This is a genomic window from Candidatus Halocynthiibacter alkanivorans, from assembly GCF_003333265.1.
Taxonomy (GTDB): Bacteria; Pseudomonadota; Alphaproteobacteria; order Rhodobacterales; family Rhodobacteraceae; genus Halocyntiibacter_A; species Halocyntiibacter_A alkanivorans.
The window spans coordinates 1-19,359 of sequence record NZ_QOLB01000121.1 but is presented as its reverse complement, the minus strand read 5'-3'; the positions used below and the strand labels follow the sequence as shown (position 1 = coordinate 19,359).

The window sequence follows — 19,359 nt, the reverse complement described above, 5'->3', positions numbered from 1 at the left end:
CGGTTCCCGCTGCCCGTCTTGGCGGGCTCGTCCCAAATATGAAATCGCTTATACTCTACGTCACCAGGGGAGGAAAGCGCGATCCGCCCGCTCATCCCGCCGTAATCACGTCTATTTTGTCGATATTCTTTCGCTGCACAGCAGCGTTGAGCAGGAAATTGCACCAATTGGTCGATTTTAAAATTTTACCGTTTGATAAAATAAATTCCTGTGCAAGGCTGGGGGCAATCAAAAAGAGACAACAGGGAGCAAGCTATGACTCATAGCCAGCTGACACCAGGAGTCGCCGCCGGCAGGTTGCCGCGGGATTCCTACGCTGATAATTTCAGCGACCTTCACGCGCCACTGACGGCGCATGAGGCTGCAGTCGCGTCCGATCGCTGCTATTTCTGCCATGATGCGCCATGTATGACGGCCTGTCCGACCTCGATCGACATCCCGTTGTTCATCCGGCAGATCTCCACCGGCACAGAAGAATCGGCGGCCAGAACTATTCTGGAGCAGAATATCATGGGCGGCATGTGCGCCCGCGTGTGCCCGACAGAAACGCTGTGCGAAGAAGTTTGCGTGCGCGAAACTGCCGAAGGCAAACCAGTTGAAATTGGCCGGTTGCAGCGCTTTGCTACCGATACGTTGATGGAAAAGGGTGTCCATCCGTTTGCCCGTGCCGCGAGCACTGGAAAAAAAGTTGCCGTCGTTGGTGCCGGTCCGGCCGGTCTGTCCTGCGCGCATCGTCTTGCGTTAAAGGGCCATGACGTTGTTGTTTTTGACGGCCGGGCCAAAGCTGGCGGGCTGAACGAATTTGGCATCGCCTCTTACAAGTCGGTCGACAGCTTCGCGGAACGCGAAGTGGCCTGGCTGCTTGAAATCGGTGGTATTGAGATCCGCCTGGGTCAGCGGCTCGGGGAAAACCTGGATTTGGACGCGCTCGCTGCGGATTATGATGCGGTGTTCCTTGGCATGGGGCTGGCAGGGGTGAATGCGCTGCGTGCCGACGGTGAAGACAAGGGCAACGTTACCGATGCCGTTGATTTCATTTCAGATCTGCGCCAGGCGGACGACCTGCCGGCGCTGCCGGTGGGGCGCAATGTGGTTGTTATTGGTGGTGGCATGACGGCGGTGGACGCCGCGGTGCAGTCGAAACTGCTTGGTGCCGACAGCGTCACTATGGTCTATCGCCGTGGCAAAGACCGCATGGGCGCGTCGCTGTTTGAACAGGATCTGGCCAGCTCTAAAGGCGTCCGTATCATCTATAACGCGATGCCGGTTGCTGTGCATGGCAACGGTGCGGTGCAGGAAGTGGAATTTGAGTATACCGTTGATGACGGTGGCAAGCTGAGCGGCACCGGCGAGCGGTTTTTCCTCGCGGCAGACCAGCTGTTCAAAGCCATCGGGCAGACCCTGACCGGTGCGCCAGCTGATCTGACCGTTGAACGTGGTAAGATCGTGGTGTCTGAGACCGGACGCAGCTCACGTGCGGGTGTCTGGGCCGGGGGCGACTGCGCCTCGGGCGGGGACGATCTGACGGTGACCGCCGTCGCTGAGGGCCGCGATGCGGCAGAAGACATCCACACCAGCCTGAGTGTGAAGGAGTAAACCCATGGCAAATCTTGCAAGCACATTCGCAGGTATCAAATCCCCCAATCCCTTCTGGCTGGCTTCCGCGCCACCAACAGACAAAGAATACAACGTGCGCCGCGCCTTTGAGGCCGGCTGGGGCGGTGTGGTCTGGAAAACGCTGGGCGAAGAAGGCCCGCCGGTGGTGAACGTCAACGGGCCGCGTTATGGTGCCATCTGGGGCGCCGACCGGCGTCTGCTGGGGCTGAACAATATTGAGCTGATCACCGACCGGCCGCTGGAAGTAAACCTGCGTGAAATTAAAGCGGTGAAGCGGGATTACCCGGACCGCGCCATGATTGTCTCGCTGATGGTGCCCTGTGAAGAAGAGGCGTGGAAAGCCATCCTGCCCCATGTTGAAGAGACTGGCGCTGACGGCATTGAACTGAATTTCGGTTGTCCGCACGGCATGGCTGAACGCGGCATGGGCTCGGCCGTGGGCCAGGTGCCTGAATATATCGAAATGGTGACGCGCTGGTGCAAACAGTACTCGCGCATGCCGGTGATCGTAAAACTGACACCCAATATCACCGACATCCGCCGTCCGGCCGAAGCGGCCAAACGGGGCGGGGCGGATGCGGTCAGTCTGATCAACACCATCAATTCGATTGTCTCAGTGGACCTGGATAATTTTGCACCTCAGCCCACCATCGATGGCAAGGGCACCCACGGCGGCTATTGCGGCCCGGCGGTAAAGCCGATTGCGATGAATATGGTGGCCGAAATCGCCCGCAACCCGGAAACGGCGGATCTGCCGATCTCGGGCATTGGTGGCATCACCACATGGCGCGATGCGGCTGAGTTTATTGTTCTGGGCTGTGGTAACGTACAGGTTTGTACCGCGGCCATGACTTATGGCTTTAAAATCGTTGAGGAAATGAAGTCAGGCCTGAGCCAGTGGATGGATGAAAAGGGGCATGAAAGCATTGACGCTGTTGCAGGCCGCGCTGTTCCCAATGTGACCGACTGGCAGTATCTGAATCTGAACAAAATCAGCAAAGCGGTGATTGATCAGGATGCCTGTATCAGCTGTGGCCGCTGTTTCGCGGCTTGCGAAGATACCAGCCACCAGGCGATTGAAATGTCTGATGACCGGGTGTTCACCGTCAAGGACGACGAATGTGTGGCCTGTAATCTCTGTGTGGTTGTCTGCCCGGTCGAAAATTGCATCACAATGAAAGAACTGGCTCCTGGCGATCTGGACGAGCGCACCGGCGAAAAAGTTGCAGCTGAATATGGCAACTGGACGGCGCATCCGAACAATCCTTCTGCTACCGCAGCGGAATAAACCGTCATACCATAATAAAAACGGCCAGAGTCTCTCTGGCCGTTTTTCGTTTATTAGCTGCCTGGCCGCAGATCCGCGCTTGCATTGACGTCATAAGGCGTGCGCAGGGTCCAGGCCTGACCGGCGACACTTTCTGCCGCGCTCTCAGGTGCGTTCTGATCTTTCGGCGCCGCAATTTCAGGCGCGGCGGTTCTTGTTTCAGTCGCCTGCGTAGCCTCATCGGTGCCACGTGCGGCCTCAATTTGGGCGATGCTGGTGCGCAACTCTGATTCCAGTTGCAGCAGCGTAATCTGAAACGTTGGCGGCGGGCCTGTAGGCGTTTCTTCGTCTAGTTTTTCTTTGTACAGGCTTTGTTTGGCATCTGGTTTCTGGTCCGGTTTGGAACCAGCGCCACCAGACAGATCGTCACGCGCATCAGTCGCAGTCCCCGAGGAAGCGGTTGGCTCAATTCGGGGTATTTCCTGCCGTTCTATACTTGCTGGCGCGACATAAGCTAAGCCGACACCGCCAAAGGACGGCATTCCGGATATTTCTGTCATCCCTAGCTCCCAATATTCGGAAGCCCCCACCGACAGACACTTTAAAATAGACCCTGACGGAGTCGCAGGCAAGAAAATCTGAGCGCGGTGGTTAAGGGAAGGTTACTTCAGCCCCGGCACCGGCGTGAGCATGCGTCGGAACAGAGTTTCCAGGTAGATGGCCGCATCAGCAAAATGGGTGTCTTCTTGCGGGCGCAGGATGATCCGGACCTGTGCATCATAATCAGCGTAATGCTGTGTCGTCGCCCAGATCGAAAAAATTAAATGATAAGGGTCTGACTTAGCTAGACTTCCTGTCTCCATCCACGAAGTGAACAGCGCCGCTTTTTCATCTACAAGAACTTTCAGTTCGCCTTCAATCTGGTCCATGAAATTAGGCGCACCCTGAACAATTTCATTGGCAAACAGACGGCTTTCCCGTGGAAACAAACGTGCCATTTCAAGTTTGCGCAAGACGTAGGCCAGAACTTCTTCAACCGGCTCGCCTTCCGGGTCAATCGCGATGAGAGGATCCAGCCAGCGGTGCAGAAGATTCGACAGAAGGGTCTGGTGCATCGAAACTTTCGAGGGGAAATAATACAGCAGATTTGGCTTGGACAGCCCGGCTTCGTTTGCAATCTGATCCAGCGTCGCGCCTCTGAACCCATGCCGTGAAAACACGCTCAGCGCGGCTTCTAGAATGGCGGCTTTGTTTTTCTTCTGGATTCGGGTCTGCGGTCGCGATGTGCTCATCTGTCGGTTCTTTCCTGTCGCTCAGGTTTCCATTCTGCCCAATTCCCCGCCAGATTAAAGATGCTTCTGTGCGAAATTCCGGTCGGAGGCAAAATGGTCCGCTTTGAATGTGTGACGGTTCTTGACTGGTGCAGAACCTCTGATAGCGTGGTTCTGACCATTTGGTCAAACTTATCGGATTTTTGCATCGCTGTCCTGCGTCATGAACGCAAGAGGCGGGGGCCACAAAACGATTAAGCCGCGGGCGCGCGAACTGGGCGCGCCGGTGCAAAAACAAGGCGAGCGGTTCGTAAAAAGGACTGCCCCGTCAACAGGGTAAAAAAGGGAGGCTGCGATGGCGGCGCCAGGCGAGAATATTAAGATCAACAGCAACCGTCTGTGGGACAGCCTGATGGAGATGGCCAAAATCGGGCCAGGCGTGGCGGGTGGCAACAACCGTCAGACACTGACCGATGAAGATGGCGAAGGGCGGCGGTTGTTTCAGTCCTGGTGCGAAGATGCCGGGCTGAGCATGGGCGTCGATACCATGGGCAATATGTTTATGCGCCGTGAGGGCAGCGATCCCGACGCCTTGCCGGTCTATATGGGCAGCCATCTGGACACGCAGCCGACGGGCGGAAAATATGACGGTGTTCTGGGGGTGCTGGCCGGGCTTGAAGCCGTGCGCAGTATGAATGATCTGGGGCTGAAAACCAAACACCCGATCGTGGTTACCAACTGGACCAATGAAGAAGGCACGCGCTATGCACCGGCGATGCTGGCGTCGGGGGTTTTTGCTGAGGTACACAGTCAGGACTGGGCCTATGCGCGCGAAGACGCCGCGGGGAAAAAATTCGGCGATGAGCTGGCCCGCATTGGCTGGAAAGGCGATGAGGACGTCGGCGCGCGCAAGATGCATGCGATGTTTGAGCTGCATATTGAGCAGGGGCCAATCCTGGAAAACGAGGACAAAGACATCGGTGTTGTCACCCATGGTCAGGGCCTGAGCTGGACTCAGGTGACCATCACCGGCAAGGACGCGCATACCGGATCCACCCCGATGCCGATGCGTTATAACGCCGGGCTTGGCATGGCTAAGTGTTTGCAATTGGTCGATGAAATCGCCTGGTCCCACAAACCAAATGCGGTGGGGGCGGCCGGTCACATCGACGTTTTCCCCAATTCGCGTAACGTGATCCCGGGCAAGGTGGTGTTTACGGTCGATTTCCGCTCTCCGGTGCTGGAAGTCATTGAGGATATGGAGACACGGTTCAAAAAAGGCGCGGCGGAGATCTGTGCTGAAATGGGGCTGGGCATCGAGTTTGAGAAGGTCGGCGGCTTTGATCCGGTGACGTTTGATCCGGCCTGTGTCACTGCGGTGCGCAACGCGGCCGAGCGTCTGGGCTACAGCCATCGCGATATCATTTCGGGAGCCGGGCATGATGCGTGTTGGATCAACAAAGTTGCGCCAACGGCGATGATCATGTGCCCCTGTGTTGACGGGTTGAGCCATAACGAGGCGGAAGACATCAGTCAGGACTGGGCTGCAGCGGGGGCGGACGTGTTGCTGCATGCGGTTCTGGAAACGGCTGTGATCGTGGAATGAGCCAGTTTCTGAGGAATATATCCGCGTAATATAGGCGATCAATGCATTGAAGTTGCACGGAGAAATCTGAAATCTCGACGCTTGTATAAGGCGGGGTTTCCGGATGCAGGAAACCGGCCCAGGCAGAACGCTGTCGCAAAAGAACGCAGATAGACGCAGTGGATATTTGACCGGACGGTCAGTTTCAGTGCAGCATGCAAAAGACAAAACGGCAGCGCGGCAATGCCCGGGCCGCGCGCCGACAATAACCAAGTGACCCTGCAACAAATGCGAGGGCGCCACCAACAAGGAATAGTAGCCATGACCACCGTCATCAAAGGAGGCACCGTTGTCACAGCCGATCTGACCTATGTGGCAGATGTTCTGATTGAGAACGGAGTTATCATTGAAATTGGCAAGGATTTACAGGGGGATGAAACCCTTGATGCCAGCGGCTGTTACGTGATGCCTGGCGGCATCGACCCCCATACCCATCTGGAAATGCCATTTATGGGCACCTATTCCAGCGACGATTTTGGCTCTGGTACGCGGGCTGCTCTGGCCGGGGGCACCACGATGGTGGTGGATTTTGCGCTGCCAAATCCGGGGGAGTCTTTGCTGGCAGCGCTCGATCGCTGGCACAACAAATCCAGCCTTGCCGCCTGTGACTATTCTTACCACATGGCGGTGACCTGGTGGGGCGAGCAGGTCTTTGACGAGATGAAAGCCGTCACTGAAAAAGGTATCAATACTTTCAAGCACTTCCTCGCCTATAAGGGCGCGTTGATGGTGAATGATGACGAGCTTTACGCGTCGTTTTCACGCTGTGCTGAACTGGGGGCGACGCCGCTGGTGCATGCCGAGAATGGCGATGTTGTCGCAGAACTTCAGCAAAGACTTCTGGCGGAGGGCAACACCGGACCTGAGGCGCATGCTTATTCCCGTCCACCGCAGGTCGAGGGCGAAGCAACCAACCGGGCGATTATGATTGCGGATATGGCCGGGGCACCTTTGTATGTGGTGCATACTTCTTGTGAAGAAAGCCACGAGGCGATCCGCCGGGCGCGCATGCAGGGAAAACGCGTTTGGGGTGAACCGCTTATCCAGCATCTGACGCTGGATGAGAGCGAATATTTCAACAAGGATTGGGACCATGCTGCGCGCCGGGTGATGTCGCCGCCGTTCCGCAATAAAAAACATCAGGACAGCCTCTGGGCCGGTTTGCAGTCGGGCTCATTGAGCGTTGTGGCGACGGACCATTGTGCTTTTACCACTGAGCAGAAACGCAGCGGAGTGGGTGATTTCACCAAGATTCCAAACGGCACTGGCGGTCTGGAAGACCGTATGCCGATGCTGTGGACCCAGGGGGTAGCGACCGGGCGTCTGACGATGAACGAATTTGTTGCCGTAACCTCGACCAATATTGCTAAGATATTGAATTGTTATCCTAAAAAGGGTGCGATTCTGGTGGGTGCGGACGCGGATCTGGTGGTATGGGATCCTGAAAAAGAAAAGACCATTACTGCCGACAAACAGGTCTCCAACATCGACTACAACGTGTTTGAAGGTCATCACGTGAAAGGGCTGCCGCGCTATACGCTGACCCGTGGTTTTGTGGCGGTGAAAGACGGGGTATTGCAGGCGAAAGAGGGCCACGGCAAATTTGTCGCCCGTGAGCCCAACGGCACGGTGAACAAAGCGCTGTCCAACTGGAAAGAGCTGACCGCGCCACGTCCGGTAGAGCGCAGCGGCATTCCGGCCTCAGGAGTATAACGATCAGGCCGCTCCCTCTGTTGGGGGCGGTTTTTATCTAAGAATAACAACGGCCTGGAAGGTAAAATTTTCCGGGCGACAGGGATAAATTACAGCCAATGACAGAGCCAGTAATTCACGCGAGCGGGCTAGATCTGACGTTTCAGACCAATGACGGACCGGTGCATGCGTTAAAAGACGTCAATCTTGAGATCAACAAAGGCGATTTTGTCAGTTTTATCGGGCCCTCGGGCTGCGGTAAAACCACCTTTCTGCGCGCCATTGCAGGGCTGGAAACTCCCACCGGAGGCGAGATTTCGGTCAACGGGATGAGCCCGGAAGAAGCAAGGCAAGCAAGGGCTTATGGCTATGTGTTCCAGGCCGCCGGGCTGTATCCGTGGCGCACCATTGCGGGCAATGTGAAATTGCCGCTGGAAATCATGGGCTTTGATAAGGCTGAGCGTCAGGAACGGGTGAAACGGGTGCTGGACCTGGTCGATCTGAACGGGTTTGAAAACAAGTTCCCCTGGCAGCTGTCCGGTGGCATGCAGCAGCGCGCCTCTATTGCCCGCGCGCTGGCCTTTGATGCCGATATTATGCTTATGGATGAACCCTTTGGCGCGCTGGACGAGATCGTGCGGGACCATCTGAATGAGCAGCTTTTACAGCTTTGGGCGCGCACCAATAAGACCATCGCTTTTGTCACCCACTCGATCCCCGAGGCGGTTTTCCTGTCGACCAAAATAGTGGTGATGAGCCCGCGTCCGGGGCGCATTTCGGACGTGATCGAAAGCACATTGCCCAAAGAACGGCCGCTGGAAATCCGCGACAGTGCGGAATTCATTGCCATCGCGCACCGGGTGCGTGAAGGGCTGAAAGCGGGGCATGCATAATGGCCGTTGAGCAGCGAACTTATGTGAAAATTGCACAAAACGCAGCACGGGTTGTGCAAAAGCAGGCACGGAAGGGGAACGGTGATGCGTAATCTGTTTCCAATCCTGACGGTGCTGCTGGCGATCGTTGTGATCTGGTACGCCGGCGCCGTGGTGATGAATTCCACCTGGACGCAGGACCAGGCTGAGCGCGCCGGCGTGGAGTTGAGTTTTTCCGAGGTGGTTGCCGATACGATGGCGCAGGACCGCCCCAAGCTGCCGGCGCCGCATCAGGTGGCGGCTGAGCTGTGGAAGACCACAGTGGGCAAAAAGATCACCAGCAAACGCTCGCTGGTGTTTCACGGCTGGATCACTTTTTCCGCCACCATGGTCGGTTTTGGCATCGGCACCACCGCCGGCATTCTGCTGGCCATCGGCATTGTCTATAACCGGGCGATGGATATGAGCGTGATGCCCTGGGCGATTGCCTCCCAGACCATCCCGATTCTGGCGATTGCGCCGATGATTATCGTGGTGCTGAATTCGATGGGGGTGCAGGGCTTGCTGCCCAAAGCGGTGATTTCGGCCTATCTGTCGTTCTTCCCGGTGGTCGTCGGCATGGTCAAAGGGTTGCGGGCACCGGACATGATGCAGCTGGACCTGATGCGCACTTATAATGCTTCGGGCGCTGCGATGTTCTGGAAGCTGCGGCTGCCGTCTTCAATGCCCTATCTGTTCGCCTCGCTCAAAGTCGGGGTCGCTGCCTCGCTGGTGGGCACCATTGTCGCCGAACTGCCCTCGGGCGCGGTGCGCGGACTTGGGGCGCGGCTGTTGTCGGGCTCATATTACGGTCAGACCATTCAGATATGGTCGGCACTTCTGGCGGCGGCAGCGTTGGCGGGGATGCTGGTGGGCATTGTCGGCATTGTTGAGCGGATGACGTTAAAACGGATGGGGATGGCGCAATGAATTATGCGATGGCGACAATGGCGCTGAGCGGTGCCGCCCGCGGCAGGACGCATCAGAGGGGCGCTGCCCCTCTCCTGGCCTGCGGCCAGTTCACACCCCGGGATATTTTCACCAAAAAGAAACAAGCGGCTGGGGCTGCGGTGAGAGCGGCAAGAGCGGCCGGGGCCATGAGCATCACATTTGGGAGGGGCAGCGGCGTGCTGACCTGGAGGCGGGTGCCGGCACTGGCGGGTATTTCCGGCATTGTTGAGCGGGTGGGGATGGCGCAATGAGCCTGGCAAAAGTCACTGAGAAATGGGAGCGGTGGGTGTCGCTGCTCGACATTAGTAATTTCCCGCTCGAACATGTCTTCTCATTCAGGTTCTGGGCCTTTGTTGCTGGGGTCATTCTGGCGGCATTTTTTGGCTGGAAAGTGGCCGCAGTGCTCGCCGTCTGGTTGGGCATGTGGTGGATCAATACAAGTTTGGCGGCGAGCGGGCGTGGCAGTTTTGTGGTGCCTGCGTTATTCGGGCTGACCTTGCTGGGCCTGTGGCAGCTGGTGGTGATGTTGTTCGGCGTGCCGGCGGTGATTCTGCCGCCGCCCTCGGCGATTGCCGCCCGTTTTGCCACGGAAATTCCGACACTCTGGGTTGATTTTGTGCAGACCATCATCAAAGGCGCGTTGAGCGGCTATCTGATGGGATGTGGTGCGGCGGTGGCGGTGGCGGTTTTGATCGACCGCTCGCCCTTCCTGCAGCGCGGGCTGTTGCCGGTGGGCAATTTTGTCGCCGCTTTGCCGATCATCGGCGTGGCGCCGATCCTGGTGATGTGGTTCGGCTTTGACTGGCAGTCCAAGGCGGCGGTGGTGGTGATCATGGTGTTTTTCCCGGTGCTGGTGAATACGGTGGCCGGGCTGGCAGACACCACGATGATGCAGCGTGACCTGATGAAGACCTATTCCGCCTCTTATTGGCAGGCGCTGATCAAACTGCGGCTGCCGGCGGCGATGCCCTTTATCTTTAACGGGCTGAAAATCGCCACCACCCTGGCGCTGATCGGGGCGATTGTGGCGGAGTTTTTTGGGTCTCCGATCAAGGGCATGGGCTTTCGCATCTCGACTGAGGTCGGACGGTTGGGGCTGGACATGGTCTGGGCAGAAATCACCGTGGCGGCTTTGACCGGCTCGGCGTTTTATGGTCTGGTCGGGCTGATCGAAAAGCGGGTGACATTCTGGCATCCGTCCCAGCGGGGATAGTTTAAACCGGGGGTGACATTTCTGACGGGAATGACATTTCTGATCCAATCCGGGCGTTTAGCCCGGTGACAAACAGGGGCGGCAACGCTCTGAAACAAGGGCGAAAACGCCCGGACATCAACATGGAGGTTATTTGATATGAAGAAGTTACTGACAAGCGCGCTGGTGCTGAGCGTGATGGGCGGGGCCGCATGGGCCGAGCCGGATGATCTGACGCTGCAGTTGAAATGGGTGACCCAGGCGCAGTTTGCCGGTTATTACGTGGCGCTGGAAAAAGGCTTTTATTCCGAGGAAGACCTGAATGTGACCATCAAACCGGGCGGGCCTGATATTGCGCCGACCCAGGTTTTGGCCGGTGGTGGCGCTGATGTCACCGTCGAGTGGATGCCGGCGGCGTTGGCGGCGCGGGAAAAAGGTCTGCCGATGGTCAATATCGCACAGCCGTTCGCGAGTTCCGGCATGATGCTGACCTGCCGCACCGACACTGGCATCACCTCGCCTGCGGATTTCGCCGGCAAGACGCTGGGTGTGTGGTTCTTTGGCAATGAATTCCCCTTCCTGAGCTGGATGAGCCAGCTGGGTCTCGCCACCGACGGCTCTGACGCCGGTGTGACGGTGCTGAAGCAAGGCTTTAACGTCGATCCGATTCTGCAGAAACAGGCCGATTGTGTGTCCACCATGACCTACAATGAATACTGGCAGATCATTGATGCCGGTCTGGGTGCGGATGAGCTGATCACCTTTAAGTACGAAAATCAGGGTGTGGCGACGCTGGAAGACGGGCTTTATGTGCTGGAAGAGCGGCTGTCGGACGAGGAGTTCAAGGACGAGCTGGTGCGCTTTGTGCGCGCCTCTATGAAGGGCTGGAAATACGCTGAGGCCAATCCGGATGAGGCGGCCGACATCGTGCTGGAATATGATGAGACCGGGGCGCAGACCGTCAAACATCAGCGTCGGATGATGGGGGAGATCGCCAAGCTGACTGCGGGCTCAGAAGGGGCGCTTGATATCGCGGCCTATACCCGCACGGTGGATTCGCTGATGTCTGGTGGCTCCGATCCGGTGATCACCATGATGCCAGAGGGCGCCTATACGCTCGACATCACCAATGCGGCGCTGAAATAAGCCAGCCCGTCGTATGAGATCAGGCGCGCCTCCCAACCCGGGGGGCGCGTTTTTTATGGGCGGGTTGTCTATTAAAGTCTCTCGTCATAGAGTTGTGGGGATTTCAATGCGTTAAGGAAAGTTTTGTGCGAAATTCAGGCATGATATTGCTTGCGATAATTTCAGTTTTGGCGCTTACCAGCCAGGTTGCACAATCTTGTATTTTCCACTTTTGTGAACGTATCAACTCCTTTTACCGCACCGAACGGACATGAATAAATTACTTAGATCGGCGCTCAGTATTATTGAGAAAATCCCCTTGATTGGCGGTGCACTTGTAGCAATTTCCGCCACACTGGCTGCGGGGCTTTTTGGAGTTGGATTGGTCTATACGTCGGTTTTACTTGAGCTGAACCCTGGTGTGATCACTTTATTCTTTGGAGCTCCGGTTTTCTTATTTTTGCTTCCCTTTTTTGCGGTGGGAGTGACTACCTTTGTAGAAGAAATGTGGCGCGTTTTTGGATTGTACAGGTTGCTTGGATTGAAAGGGCGTCCGATCAGATCGGCTTGGGTTCGCATAATCAATAATTGAATCCATGAGCATACTTTGCAAGGTGGCATAGGTGTCTGGCGCTGGCGCTGGGGCCGGCCCGGGCAGGGTCCATGTTGCTGGCCGTGCGCGGCAGGTCCGCCTCACCTGGCCAGGCCGGACCGTTTGGCCAAGCGGGGCGGGAGAGGCGGCGTTGGTGCGGCGCTCAGCCAGAACAGGCCGCGGCGTAACCCTGTTCAAAGATCATTTTCCAGCCAAACTCATAACCACCACGGATGTCGGCGGCCATGTCGCCGAGGGCTTCCCAGTTGCTCTGGCGCAGTTCAACCCGGGTATTGTTGGCGTCAATCGTCTCAAACGTCAGTTCAACCAGGGTGCGCTCAGTGATCTCAACTCCGGGCGGGCCGAAGTGGAACCACATGCTGAGAAAACCATAGGGATCATAGGCTTCGATGTTGCCATACAGGGTTTCCGTGTCATCCGCGCCGACTTCGATGATGGCACCGCCGGCGCGCGCATCCACCCGGATTTCTTTGGCAGGGGCGCCGCCCATTGCCGAGGTGGTGAATTTGTCCAGCGGCCACCATGTGGTCATCTGCTCAATAAAAATGGTGAAGGCTTTTTGCTGGTCGCAGGGCACTTCGATGGAGTTTATCAGCGGGTCGAGCATGTATTTCTCCTAATTATTGGTTTGGCGCAGAGTAATTTCGGCGGCAAAGGCAGCCAGAATGTCGGTTCCGAAACTGTCGAGATAACTGCGCAGTTCTTCCAGCCCCTCGCTGCGGATGGCATAGACACGTTTGGTGCCATGGGGTTCCACCGTTACGAGGCGCGCCTGTTGCAGCACTTTGAGATGCTGTGACACGGCGGGGCGGCTGACGGTCTGGCTTGCGGCCAGTTCGCCGACGTTTTTGGGGCGGCTGCGCAGAGATTCAAAGATGTGGCGCCGGGTCGGATCGGCCAGCGCTTCGATGGCGGCAATATAAGTCATGACTAACGGTAACCGGTGACTTACGGAGTTGTCAAGGGGACATTCAAAACGCATTGCCCGTGCCCTGACAGCGTGCCGGTCGCCGCGGACAAGGGGTCCGGACATAAAAAAGGCCGCCGCCCCGGATCAAGAGGGCGACGGCCGGACTGCCAGGAAATGGGTCCGGCATAGTTGGAACCGTATGTAGCCAGTATTAAAAGCTGTGAACATTAACAGCCGCTAAATTGCGAGGTATTCTGAGCGCAGTTGGGCGTTGTCCAGCACTTCCTGCGCGGTGCCGTCAAACACCACTTTGCCGGTGTCCAGAATCACCGCACGGTCGGCCAGTTCCAGCGCGCGGATGGCGTTTTGTTCGACAATGACAGTGGTGATGCCCTGTTCTTTGATCAGGTTGAGGGTTTTTTCGATCTCGTCCACGATCACCGGGGCAAGGCCTTCATAGGGTTCGTCCAGCAAGAGCACTTTGATGTCACGGGCGAGGGCGCGCGCGATGGCCAGCATTTGCTGTTCGCCGCCGGACAGGGTGATGCCCTCTTGTTTGCGCCGCTCGCCCAGGCGCGGGAACAGGTCATAGAGCCGCTCCAGCGACCAGCCCACCGGTTCAATGATCTGCGCCAGCTGCAGGTTTTCCTCGACCGTCAACCCGGCGATGATGCGGCGGTCTTCGGGCACCAGTGCCAGGCCGGCAATCGCGGCCTCAAAGGATTTCATCGAGTGCAGGCGCTGATGGTCGAGCCAGACTTCGCCGTGGGTGATCATCGGATCATCCAGCCGGGCGATGGCGCGCAGGGTTGAGGTTTTGCCAGCACCGTTGCGGCCCAGCAGCGCGAGGATTTCGCCTTCCTGCACATTAAAGCTGACGCCCTGGACGATATAGCTTTCGCCATAATAGGCGTGCAGGTCCCAGACCGAGAAATAGGCCGGGCCGGGGGCGGCTGCGGTGGCGGTGGGTGTGGCGGTGACGGGGACCGCTGTGGCGGAGTGGATCATCCGGTCGCTCCTTCTGCGGACTGGCCGAGATAGGCCTCCTGGACCTTGGGGTGGCCTTTGATATTGGCGGGAATGTCTTCGACCAGCGGCGTGCCCTGGGCCAGCACGGTGATGCGTTCGGCCAGCGAGAACACCACATGCATGTCGTGCTCAATGATCACCATGGTGATGTCATGTTTGCTTTTGAGCTCGCGCAGCAGTTCGATGGTGTTGTTGGTATCGGCGCGCGCCATGCCGGCGGTGGGCTCGTCCAGCAGCAGCAGTTTTGGTTGTTGCACCAGACACATTGCCATTTCCAGCCGGCGTTTGTCCCCGCGCGACAGAGAGGCGGCGTTCATATGGCGCTTGTCGATCATATTGACGTCGCTGAGCATCTGTTCGGCTTGAGCGTTGAGGCCTTTTTCGCTGCGGATGCTTTCGATGGCATGCAGGCGGAAGGCGCCGTCGCGTTTGGCAAAGCAGGGGATCAGCATGTTTTCCATCACCGAGAGCTCGCCAAAGATCTCCGGGGTCTGGAACACCCGGCTGATGCCCATCTGGTTGATCTCATGTGGCTTGCGCCCGAGCACGGACTGGCCGTCAAACATCACCGATCCGGTGTCAGGGATCAGCTTGCCCACCAGCACGTTGAGCAGGGTGGATTTACCGGCACCATTGGGGCCGATGATGGCGTGAATGGTGTTCTCCCTGACCGACAGGGTGACATCGTCCAGCGCCTGCAACCCGCCAAAACGTTTGCCGATATTCTTGACTTCTAATAGTCCCATAATGGTCTCCTTACGGCTGTGGGCTGCGTTATTCGGCAATATGCGGGCTGGTTCCCGGGCGGTGTTCGCTGTCGGCGCGGCCGTCATCTTTGCGTGACTTGCGACGGATCCAGGCGCTGATGCGCTGGCCGCCCTCCATCAACCCGCCGGGCAGGAACACTACCACCAGCATAAACACGAGGCCGAGCGTCAGCTGCCAGCCTTTGCCGACAAAGGGCTGCACCACGAAAACCAACGCGTCTTCAATGCCGTCGGGCAGGAACGCGAACCAGCTGTGCAGCACGGTGTCGTTGATTTTGGAGAAGATGTTCTCGAAATATTTGATGAAACCGGCGCCCAGAACCGGGCCCATCAGAGTGCCGGCACCGCCCAGAATGGTCATCAGAACCACTTCGCCTGAGGCGGTCCACTGCATGCGCTCAGCGCCTGCCAGCGGATCCATCGCCGCCAGCAATCCGCCGGCGAGACCGGCATACATGCCAGAGATCACAAAGGCTGCAAGGGTATAGGGGCGCGCGTTCAGCCCGGTGTAGCTCATGCGCTGCTGGTTGCACTTTACCGCGCGCAGCATCAGGCCAAAGGGGGAGCGAAAGATGCGCAGGCTGAGGTAGAAGGCGAGGATGGCGATTACAGCGCAGAAATAATAGCCGAGGTTAAAGGTGAACAGACGGCCCAGCAGTTCCAGTTTGACAGAAGAGCTCATCGGCAGGCCAAACAGGTTGGTGTAGGGGCTGGCATTCACCCCATCAAGGATGCGCGGGTCATTCAGGGTGACCTGCAGCCCGGTTTCCCCGTTGGTGATCGGGGTCAGCACTGAATAGGCGAGGTTAAAGCTCATCTGGGCAAAAGCCAGGGTGAGGATGGAGAAATAGATGCCGGAGCGGCGCAGTGAGACAAAGCCGATCAGCAGCGCGAACAGGCCGGAGACGATCACCGCGAGGATCAGGCCGGGCAGGATGTTCATGCTCAGCAGTTTGAACATCCACACGGCGGAGTAGGAGCCGACACCGAGAAAGGCCGCGTGGCCAAACGACAGGTAGCCGGTGAGGCCGAACAGGATGTTAAAGCCGATGGCGAAGATACCGAAGATGGCAAAACGCTGCATCAAGTCGGGGTAACCAGCGTTGAACTGGGCAAGGCCTGTGCCTTCGGCGAAGGGTTGCAGCAGGATCGGGGTGCTTAGCGTCAGTGCGATGACGATCAGCAGCAGCCTGGTGTCTTTTGTATTCAGTCCAAGCATGGGTTAATCCTCCATCACGCCTTTTTTACCCATCAGTCCGCGCGGGCGGGTCAGAAGGATGATGATTGCAACAAGGTAGATGATGACCTGGTCGATGCCGGGGATGATATCTTTGATCCAGTTCATTGAGGCGAAGCTTTCCAGCACGCCGAGCAAGAAACCCGCCAGCACTGCGCCGGGCAGCGAGCCCATGCCGCCGACCACCACCACAACGAAGGACAGCACGAGGAAATCCATGCCCATATGGTAATTGGGAGAATTGATTGGCGCATACATCACACCGGCAAGACCGGCGACGGCGGCGGCGATGCCAAACATGATGGTAAAGCGTTTGTCGATGTCGATGCCCAGCAGGCCGACGGTTTCGCGGTCGGCCATGCCAGCGCGCACCACCATGCCAAAAGTGGTGAACCGCAGGAAGGCAAACACCGCACCGATGACGAGAGCAGAGAAGGCGAAATAGACCAGCCGCCAGTAAGGGTAGATGATGGCGTTGGGATCAAAACCGATCAGCACGCCAAAATCAAACGAGCCGCGGAACAGTTCCGGCGCCGGAGTCGGGATCGGATTGGCGCCGTAAAAATACTTGATCACCTCCTGCAGCACGATGGCGAGGCCAAAGGTGACGAGGATCTGGTCGGCGTGCGGCCGTTTGTAGAAATGTTTGATCAGCCCGCGTTCCATGATGAAACCGACGGCGATCATCACCGGGATGGCGAACAGGATCGCCAGTGGTACCGACCAGTCGATCAGCCAGGCGCCGGTCTCAGGCCCGAACCAGGCTTCCACATAGGGGGTTTTGATCTTGGCCGGGTTGCCCAAAAAGTCGGTCTTGACCGGATCCAGGGTGACGTAGCTGAGATTGATCAGCCGCGACAGGGTCACCGCGCAGAAAGCGCCGATCATGAACAGCGCGCCATGGGCGAAATTCACCACCCCGAGCGTGCCAAATATAAGTGTAAGTCCCAGCGCAATCAGCGCATAGGCCGAGCCTTTGTCCAGCCCGTTCAGGATTTGTAGCAGGATTACGTCCATCGTCCCCAGCCCCAGGTCTAAGTGTGGTCCAAAATGCAGATTGGCGCGCGGTCCGGCCGCGGGCCGTGATGTGGTTTTGCGCCGCCTGACGGCGTCGCGGCGGGGGGCGCGCGGGACCACAGGTCCCGCGCGCCCCCCTGTTCTTGCGTCTAGGCGCCCGGGTTACATTCCCCGAGAGCGCCGCCAGCGAACATTGGGTGATCCGGGGCATAGGTGACCTGGGCTGCGGGGGTCACTTCGACGACTTCGAGAAGATCGAACTCGTTGTCCGGGTTTTCTTTGCCCTTCACCACCAGCACGTCTTTGAAACACTGGTGATCATCGGCGCGGTAAAGCGTTTTACCGTTGCCCAGACCGTCGAACTCATAGCCTTCCAGCGCTTCGCCAACCGCACAGGGGTTAAACGAGCCGGCACGGGTCACCGCATCCGCATAGAGCAGAGTCTGGCAATAGACCGTGTGGGCGGCCTGGCTTGGCGGGAAGCCCCAGCGCATGCCGAAGGATTGCACGAAGGCTTTGGAGCCCGCGTCCTGCAGCGACCAGTGCCAGTTGGTGGATCCGAGAATGCCCGCAACGTTTTTGCCGGCACCGCGTGCCATCAGGCGCGAATAGAGCGGCACGATGATTTCGAAGTTCTTATTGTTCACCATCTTGTCGCGCAGGCCGAACTGCACCGCATTGGTCAGAGAGTTCACCATGTTGCCACCGTAGTGGTTCAGGATCAGCACATCGGCGCCGGAGTTCAGCACCGGGGCAATATAGGAGGAGAAATCGGTGGAGGCGAGCGGCGTGCGCACCTTGTTCACTGTGCTCCAGCCGAGGGCTTCGGTGGCGGAAGCGATCGATTCCTCCTGGGTCCAGCCCCAGGTGTAATCGGCGGTCAGGTGATAGGCCTTGCGATCCGTGCCATACCGTGCCGCCAGCACCGGTGCCAGAGCGGCAGCGGACATATAGGCGTTGAAGAAATGGCGGAACCCGTTGGCTTTTTTGTCTTTGCCAGTGGTGTCATTGGAGTGGGTCAGACCCGCCATAAAGATAACGCCGGCTTCCTGGCACAAGCCCTGAACCGCGATGGCGACACCGGAGGACGAACCGCCGGTGATCATTACCGCGCCGTCTTTTTCGATCATCGACTTGGCCGAAGCACGTGCGGCATCCGACTTGGTCTGAGTGTCGCCGGTGACAAACTGTACTTTTTTGCCAAGGATACCGTTGCCTTCAAGCACTTTCGAGCTGAAGGTGCTGAGCATGCCGCCGTCACCTTCGCCGTTCAGATGTTCTACGGCGAGCTGATAGGCGCGCAGCTCATCGGCGCCCTCATCTGCATAGGGACCGGACTGGGGCACGTTAAAGCCCAGCGTTACAGTGCTGCCGGTGGGGTCATTGGTAAAGCTGGCCGCCGCGGCAGATTGCGCGGTGAATATCGTCGGCAGCGCGAGGCCGGAGCCGGCTAGGGCACCTGTCTTCAGCATGCCGCGACGGGTGAAATTCGATTTGGTCATGTAGTCCTCCCAGAATAATGGTGTCACCCGTTCAGGATCTTGCTGTCCCGTTGGGGTGTATTCCTTTTACGGAATGCGTTTTAGCATGTTGCTGATTTGAAAAATTCTCAACAAGTGGCTTTGATTTAAAGATTTTTTTGTAAATTAATACACAGATCCGTGATAGGTTTTGTAAACAAGTTATCCCGCAGCTGCAAAATTTTGACGCGGGGCAGCTGTTAAAGAGACTGAGAAGACAGGGGGAATCAGATGTCGGGACCGACCTTGACGGGCAGCCGGATCCGGGCGCGCCGGGTGTTGCTGGGGCAGAAACAGGCGGATCTGGCGCGGGCCGTTGGCATATCTCCGGCCTATCTGAACCTGATTGAGCACAACCGGCGCAGAATCGGGGGCAAGTTGCTGATCGATCTGGCGCGGCAAATGGGTGTTGAGGTTTCGCTGCTGAGCGAGGGCGCGGAGGTGGCTTTGCTGGAGGGGCTGCGGGATGCGGCCAGTACTGCGCTGTCCGGGGCGCTTCCCAGCCCCCGCAGCGGGCGCCGCACCGGCCAGCTGCCGGGCGCGCCAGCCGGGGGCGGTCCGGCCGCGCAGGCAGTGGGGGCGGCATCCACTTCCA

19 protein-coding genes are annotated in these 19,359 nt (G+C 57.9%); 10 read left to right on the top strand and 9 right to left on the bottom strand.

Going from position 1 to position 19,359, the window contains the following annotated elements; genetic code table 11:
* The first annotated feature begins 255 nt into the window (after positions 1 to 255).
* A complete protein-coding gene (locus tag DWA01_RS15080) occupies positions 256 to 1,596 on the top strand; it encodes an NAD(P)-dependent oxidoreductase (protein WP_114286641.1) in 1,341 nt (446 codons plus the stop codon).
* A 4-nt stretch (positions 1,597 to 1,600) separates the two neighbouring features.
* The gene (preA, locus tag DWA01_RS15075; RefSeq protein WP_114286640.1) at positions 1,601 to 2,905 is read left to right on the top strand and encodes an NAD-dependent dihydropyrimidine dehydrogenase subunit PreA; all 1,305 of its coding nucleotides are present in this window, start codon (positions 1,601 to 1,603) and stop codon (positions 2,903 to 2,905) included.
* 53 nt (positions 2,906 to 2,958) lie between these two features.
* On the opposite strand, the gene DWA01_RS15070 is transcribed toward preA, so the two are convergent.
* Entirely contained in the window at positions 2,959 to 3,444 is a 486-nt protein-coding gene (locus DWA01_RS15070; protein ID WP_114286639.1) for a hypothetical protein, read from the bottom strand.
* Positions 3,445 to 3,546: 102 nt separating this feature from the next.
* Positions 3,547 to 4,176, bottom strand: a complete 630-nt coding sequence (locus DWA01_RS15065) for a TetR family transcriptional regulator C-terminal domain-containing protein (RefSeq protein WP_114286638.1) — start codon at positions 4,174 to 4,176, stop codon at positions 3,547 to 3,549.
* Between the two features lie 334 nt (positions 4,177 to 4,510).
* Here DWA01_RS15065 and DWA01_RS15060 point away from each other — a divergent pair, with 334 nt between their 5' ends.
* From DWA01_RS15060 to DWA01_RS15025, 7 genes are all read left to right on the top strand, one after another.
* Positions 4,511 to 5,761, top strand: coding sequence for a Zn-dependent hydrolase (locus DWA01_RS15060; protein WP_114286637.1), 1,251 nt, complete (start codon positions 4,511 to 4,513; stop codon positions 5,759 to 5,761).
* 300 nt (positions 5,762 to 6,061) lie between these two features.
* A complete protein-coding gene (hydA, locus tag DWA01_RS15055) occupies positions 6,062 to 7,513 on the top strand; it encodes a dihydropyrimidinase (RefSeq protein WP_114286636.1) in 1,452 nt (483 codons plus the stop codon).
* Between the two features lie 98 nt (positions 7,514 to 7,611).
* Complete coding sequence (locus tag DWA01_RS15050) at positions 7,612 to 8,385, top strand: ABC transporter ATP-binding protein (RefSeq protein ID WP_114286635.1); 774 nt, start codon at positions 7,612 to 7,614, stop codon at positions 8,383 to 8,385.
* An 84-nt stretch (positions 8,386 to 8,469) separates the two neighbouring features.
* Positions 8,470 to 9,333 (top strand): ABC transporter permease, encoded by an 864-nt coding sequence (locus DWA01_RS15045; protein WP_114286634.1) that lies wholly within the window; start codon positions 8,470 to 8,472, stop codon positions 9,331 to 9,333.
* 442 nt (positions 9,334 to 9,775) lie between these two features.
* Positions 9,776 to 10,567 carry an ABC transporter permease gene (locus tag DWA01_RS15035; RefSeq protein WP_114286656.1) on the top strand — a complete coding sequence of 264 codons (792 nt, stop codon included), beginning with the start codon at positions 9,776 to 9,778 and terminating at the stop codon, positions 10,565 to 10,567.
* A 138-nt stretch (positions 10,568 to 10,705) separates the two neighbouring features.
* The gene (locus tag DWA01_RS15030; protein ID WP_114286632.1) at positions 10,706 to 11,692 is read left to right on the top strand and encodes an ABC transporter substrate-binding protein; all 987 of its coding nucleotides are present in this window, start codon (positions 10,706 to 10,708) and stop codon (positions 11,690 to 11,692) included.
* Positions 11,693 to 11,942: 250 nt separating this feature from the next.
* A complete protein-coding gene (locus DWA01_RS15025) occupies positions 11,943 to 12,263 on the top strand; it encodes a hypothetical protein (protein WP_114286631.1) in 321 nt (106 codons plus the stop codon).
* Positions 12,264 to 12,426: 163 nt separating this feature from the next.
* Here the strand turns inward: DWA01_RS15025 and DWA01_RS15020 are convergent, their stop codons facing one another.
* The 7 genes from DWA01_RS15020 to DWA01_RS14990 form a co-directional block, all read right to left on the bottom strand.
* Entirely contained in the window at positions 12,427 to 12,891 is a 465-nt protein-coding gene (locus tag DWA01_RS15020; protein WP_114286630.1) for an SRPBCC domain-containing protein, read from the bottom strand.
* Positions 12,892 to 12,900: 9 nt separating this feature from the next.
* Positions 12,901 to 13,212, bottom strand: a complete 312-nt coding sequence (locus tag DWA01_RS15015) for an ArsR/SmtB family transcription factor (protein WP_114286629.1) — start codon at positions 13,210 to 13,212, stop codon at positions 12,901 to 12,903.
* A gap of 219 nt (positions 13,213 to 13,431) precedes the next feature.
* Positions 13,432 to 14,202: an ABC transporter ATP-binding protein gene (locus tag DWA01_RS15010; protein ID WP_114286628.1), complete on the bottom strand. Its 771-nt coding sequence runs from the start codon at positions 14,200 to 14,202 to the stop codon at positions 13,432 to 13,434.
* Positions 14,199 to 14,969, bottom strand: a complete 771-nt coding sequence (locus DWA01_RS15005; RefSeq protein WP_114286627.1) for an ABC transporter ATP-binding protein — start codon at positions 14,967 to 14,969, stop codon at positions 14,199 to 14,201. Before DWA01_RS15005 ends, DWA01_RS15010 begins: the two co-directional genes overlap by 4 nt.
* A 28-nt stretch (positions 14,970 to 14,997) precedes the next feature.
* Complete coding sequence (locus tag DWA01_RS15000) at positions 14,998 to 16,209, bottom strand: branched-chain amino acid ABC transporter permease (protein WP_114286626.1); 1,212 nt, start codon at positions 16,207 to 16,209, stop codon at positions 14,998 to 15,000.
* A gap of 3 nt (positions 16,210 to 16,212) precedes the next feature.
* The gene (locus tag DWA01_RS14995; protein ID WP_114286625.1) at positions 16,213 to 17,244 is read right to left on the bottom strand and encodes a branched-chain amino acid ABC transporter permease; all 1,032 of its coding nucleotides are present in this window, start codon (positions 17,242 to 17,244) and stop codon (positions 16,213 to 16,215) included.
* 149 nt (positions 17,245 to 17,393) lie between these two features.
* On the bottom strand, positions 17,394 to 18,746 hold the full coding sequence (locus DWA01_RS14990; RefSeq protein WP_114286624.1) for a substrate-binding protein: 1,353 nt from the start codon (positions 18,744 to 18,746) through the stop codon (positions 17,394 to 17,396).
* A gap of 249 nt (positions 18,747 to 18,995) precedes the next feature.
* Between DWA01_RS14990 and DWA01_RS14985 the strand changes: the two genes are divergently transcribed.
* Positions 18,996 to 19,359, top strand: a 364-nt coding sequence (locus tag DWA01_RS14985) for a helix-turn-helix domain-containing protein (RefSeq protein ID WP_136057764.1), incomplete at its 3' end; no start/stop codon positions are given.

Coding starts and splice junctions, on each gene's coding strand:
- DWA01_RS15070 (WP_114286639.1), bottom strand. CDS start 3,444: ATGACAGAAATATCCGGAATGCCGTCCTTTGGCGGTGTCGGCTTAGCT.
- hydA (WP_114286636.1), top strand. CDS start 6,062: ATGACCACCGTCATCAAAGGAGGCACCGTTGTCACAGCCGATCTGACC.
- DWA01_RS15000 (WP_114286626.1), bottom strand. CDS start 16,209: ATGCTTGGACTGAATACAAAAGACACCAGGCTGCTGCTGATCGTCATC.
- DWA01_RS15025 (WP_114286631.1), top strand. CDS start 11,943: ATGAATAAATTACTTAGATCGGCGCTCAGTATTATTGAGAAAATCCCC.
- DWA01_RS15005 (WP_114286627.1), bottom strand. CDS start 14,969: ATGGGACTATTAGAAGTCAAGAATATCGGCAAACGTTTTGGCGGGTTG.
- DWA01_RS15080 (WP_114286641.1), top strand. CDS start 256: ATGACTCATAGCCAGCTGACACCAGGAGTCGCCGCCGGCAGGTTGCCG.
- DWA01_RS15060 (WP_114286637.1), top strand. CDS start 4,511: ATGGCGGCGCCAGGCGAGAATATTAAGATCAACAGCAACCGTCTGTGG.
- DWA01_RS15035 (WP_114286656.1), top strand. CDS start 9,776: ATGTGGTGGATCAATACAAGTTTGGCGGCGAGCGGGCGTGGCAGTTTT.
- DWA01_RS15020 (WP_114286630.1), bottom strand. CDS start 12,891: ATGCTCGACCCGCTGATAAACTCCATCGAAGTGCCCTGCGACCAGCAA.
- DWA01_RS15050 (WP_114286635.1), top strand. CDS start 7,612: ATGACAGAGCCAGTAATTCACGCGAGCGGGCTAGATCTGACGTTTCAG.
- DWA01_RS15065 (WP_114286638.1), bottom strand. CDS start 4,176: ATGAGCACATCGCGACCGCAGACCCGAATCCAGAAGAAAAACAAAGCC.
- DWA01_RS15045 (WP_114286634.1), top strand. CDS start 8,470: ATGCGTAATCTGTTTCCAATCCTGACGGTGCTGCTGGCGATCGTTGTG.
- DWA01_RS15010 (WP_114286628.1), bottom strand. CDS start 14,202: ATGATCCACTCCGCCACAGCGGTCCCCGTCACCGCCACACCCACCGCC.
- preA (WP_114286640.1), top strand. CDS start 1,601: ATGGCAAATCTTGCAAGCACATTCGCAGGTATCAAATCCCCCAATCCC.
- DWA01_RS15015 (WP_114286629.1), bottom strand. CDS start 13,212: ATGACTTATATTGCCGCCATCGAAGCGCTGGCCGATCCGACCCGGCGC.
- DWA01_RS15030 (WP_114286632.1), top strand. CDS start 10,706: ATGAAGAAGTTACTGACAAGCGCGCTGGTGCTGAGCGTGATGGGCGGG.
- DWA01_RS14995 (WP_114286625.1), bottom strand. CDS start 17,244: ATGGACGTAATCCTGCTACAAATCCTGAACGGGCTGGACAAAGGCTCG.
- DWA01_RS14990 (WP_114286624.1), bottom strand. CDS start 18,746: ATGACCAAATCGAATTTCACCCGTCGCGGCATGCTGAAGACAGGTGCC.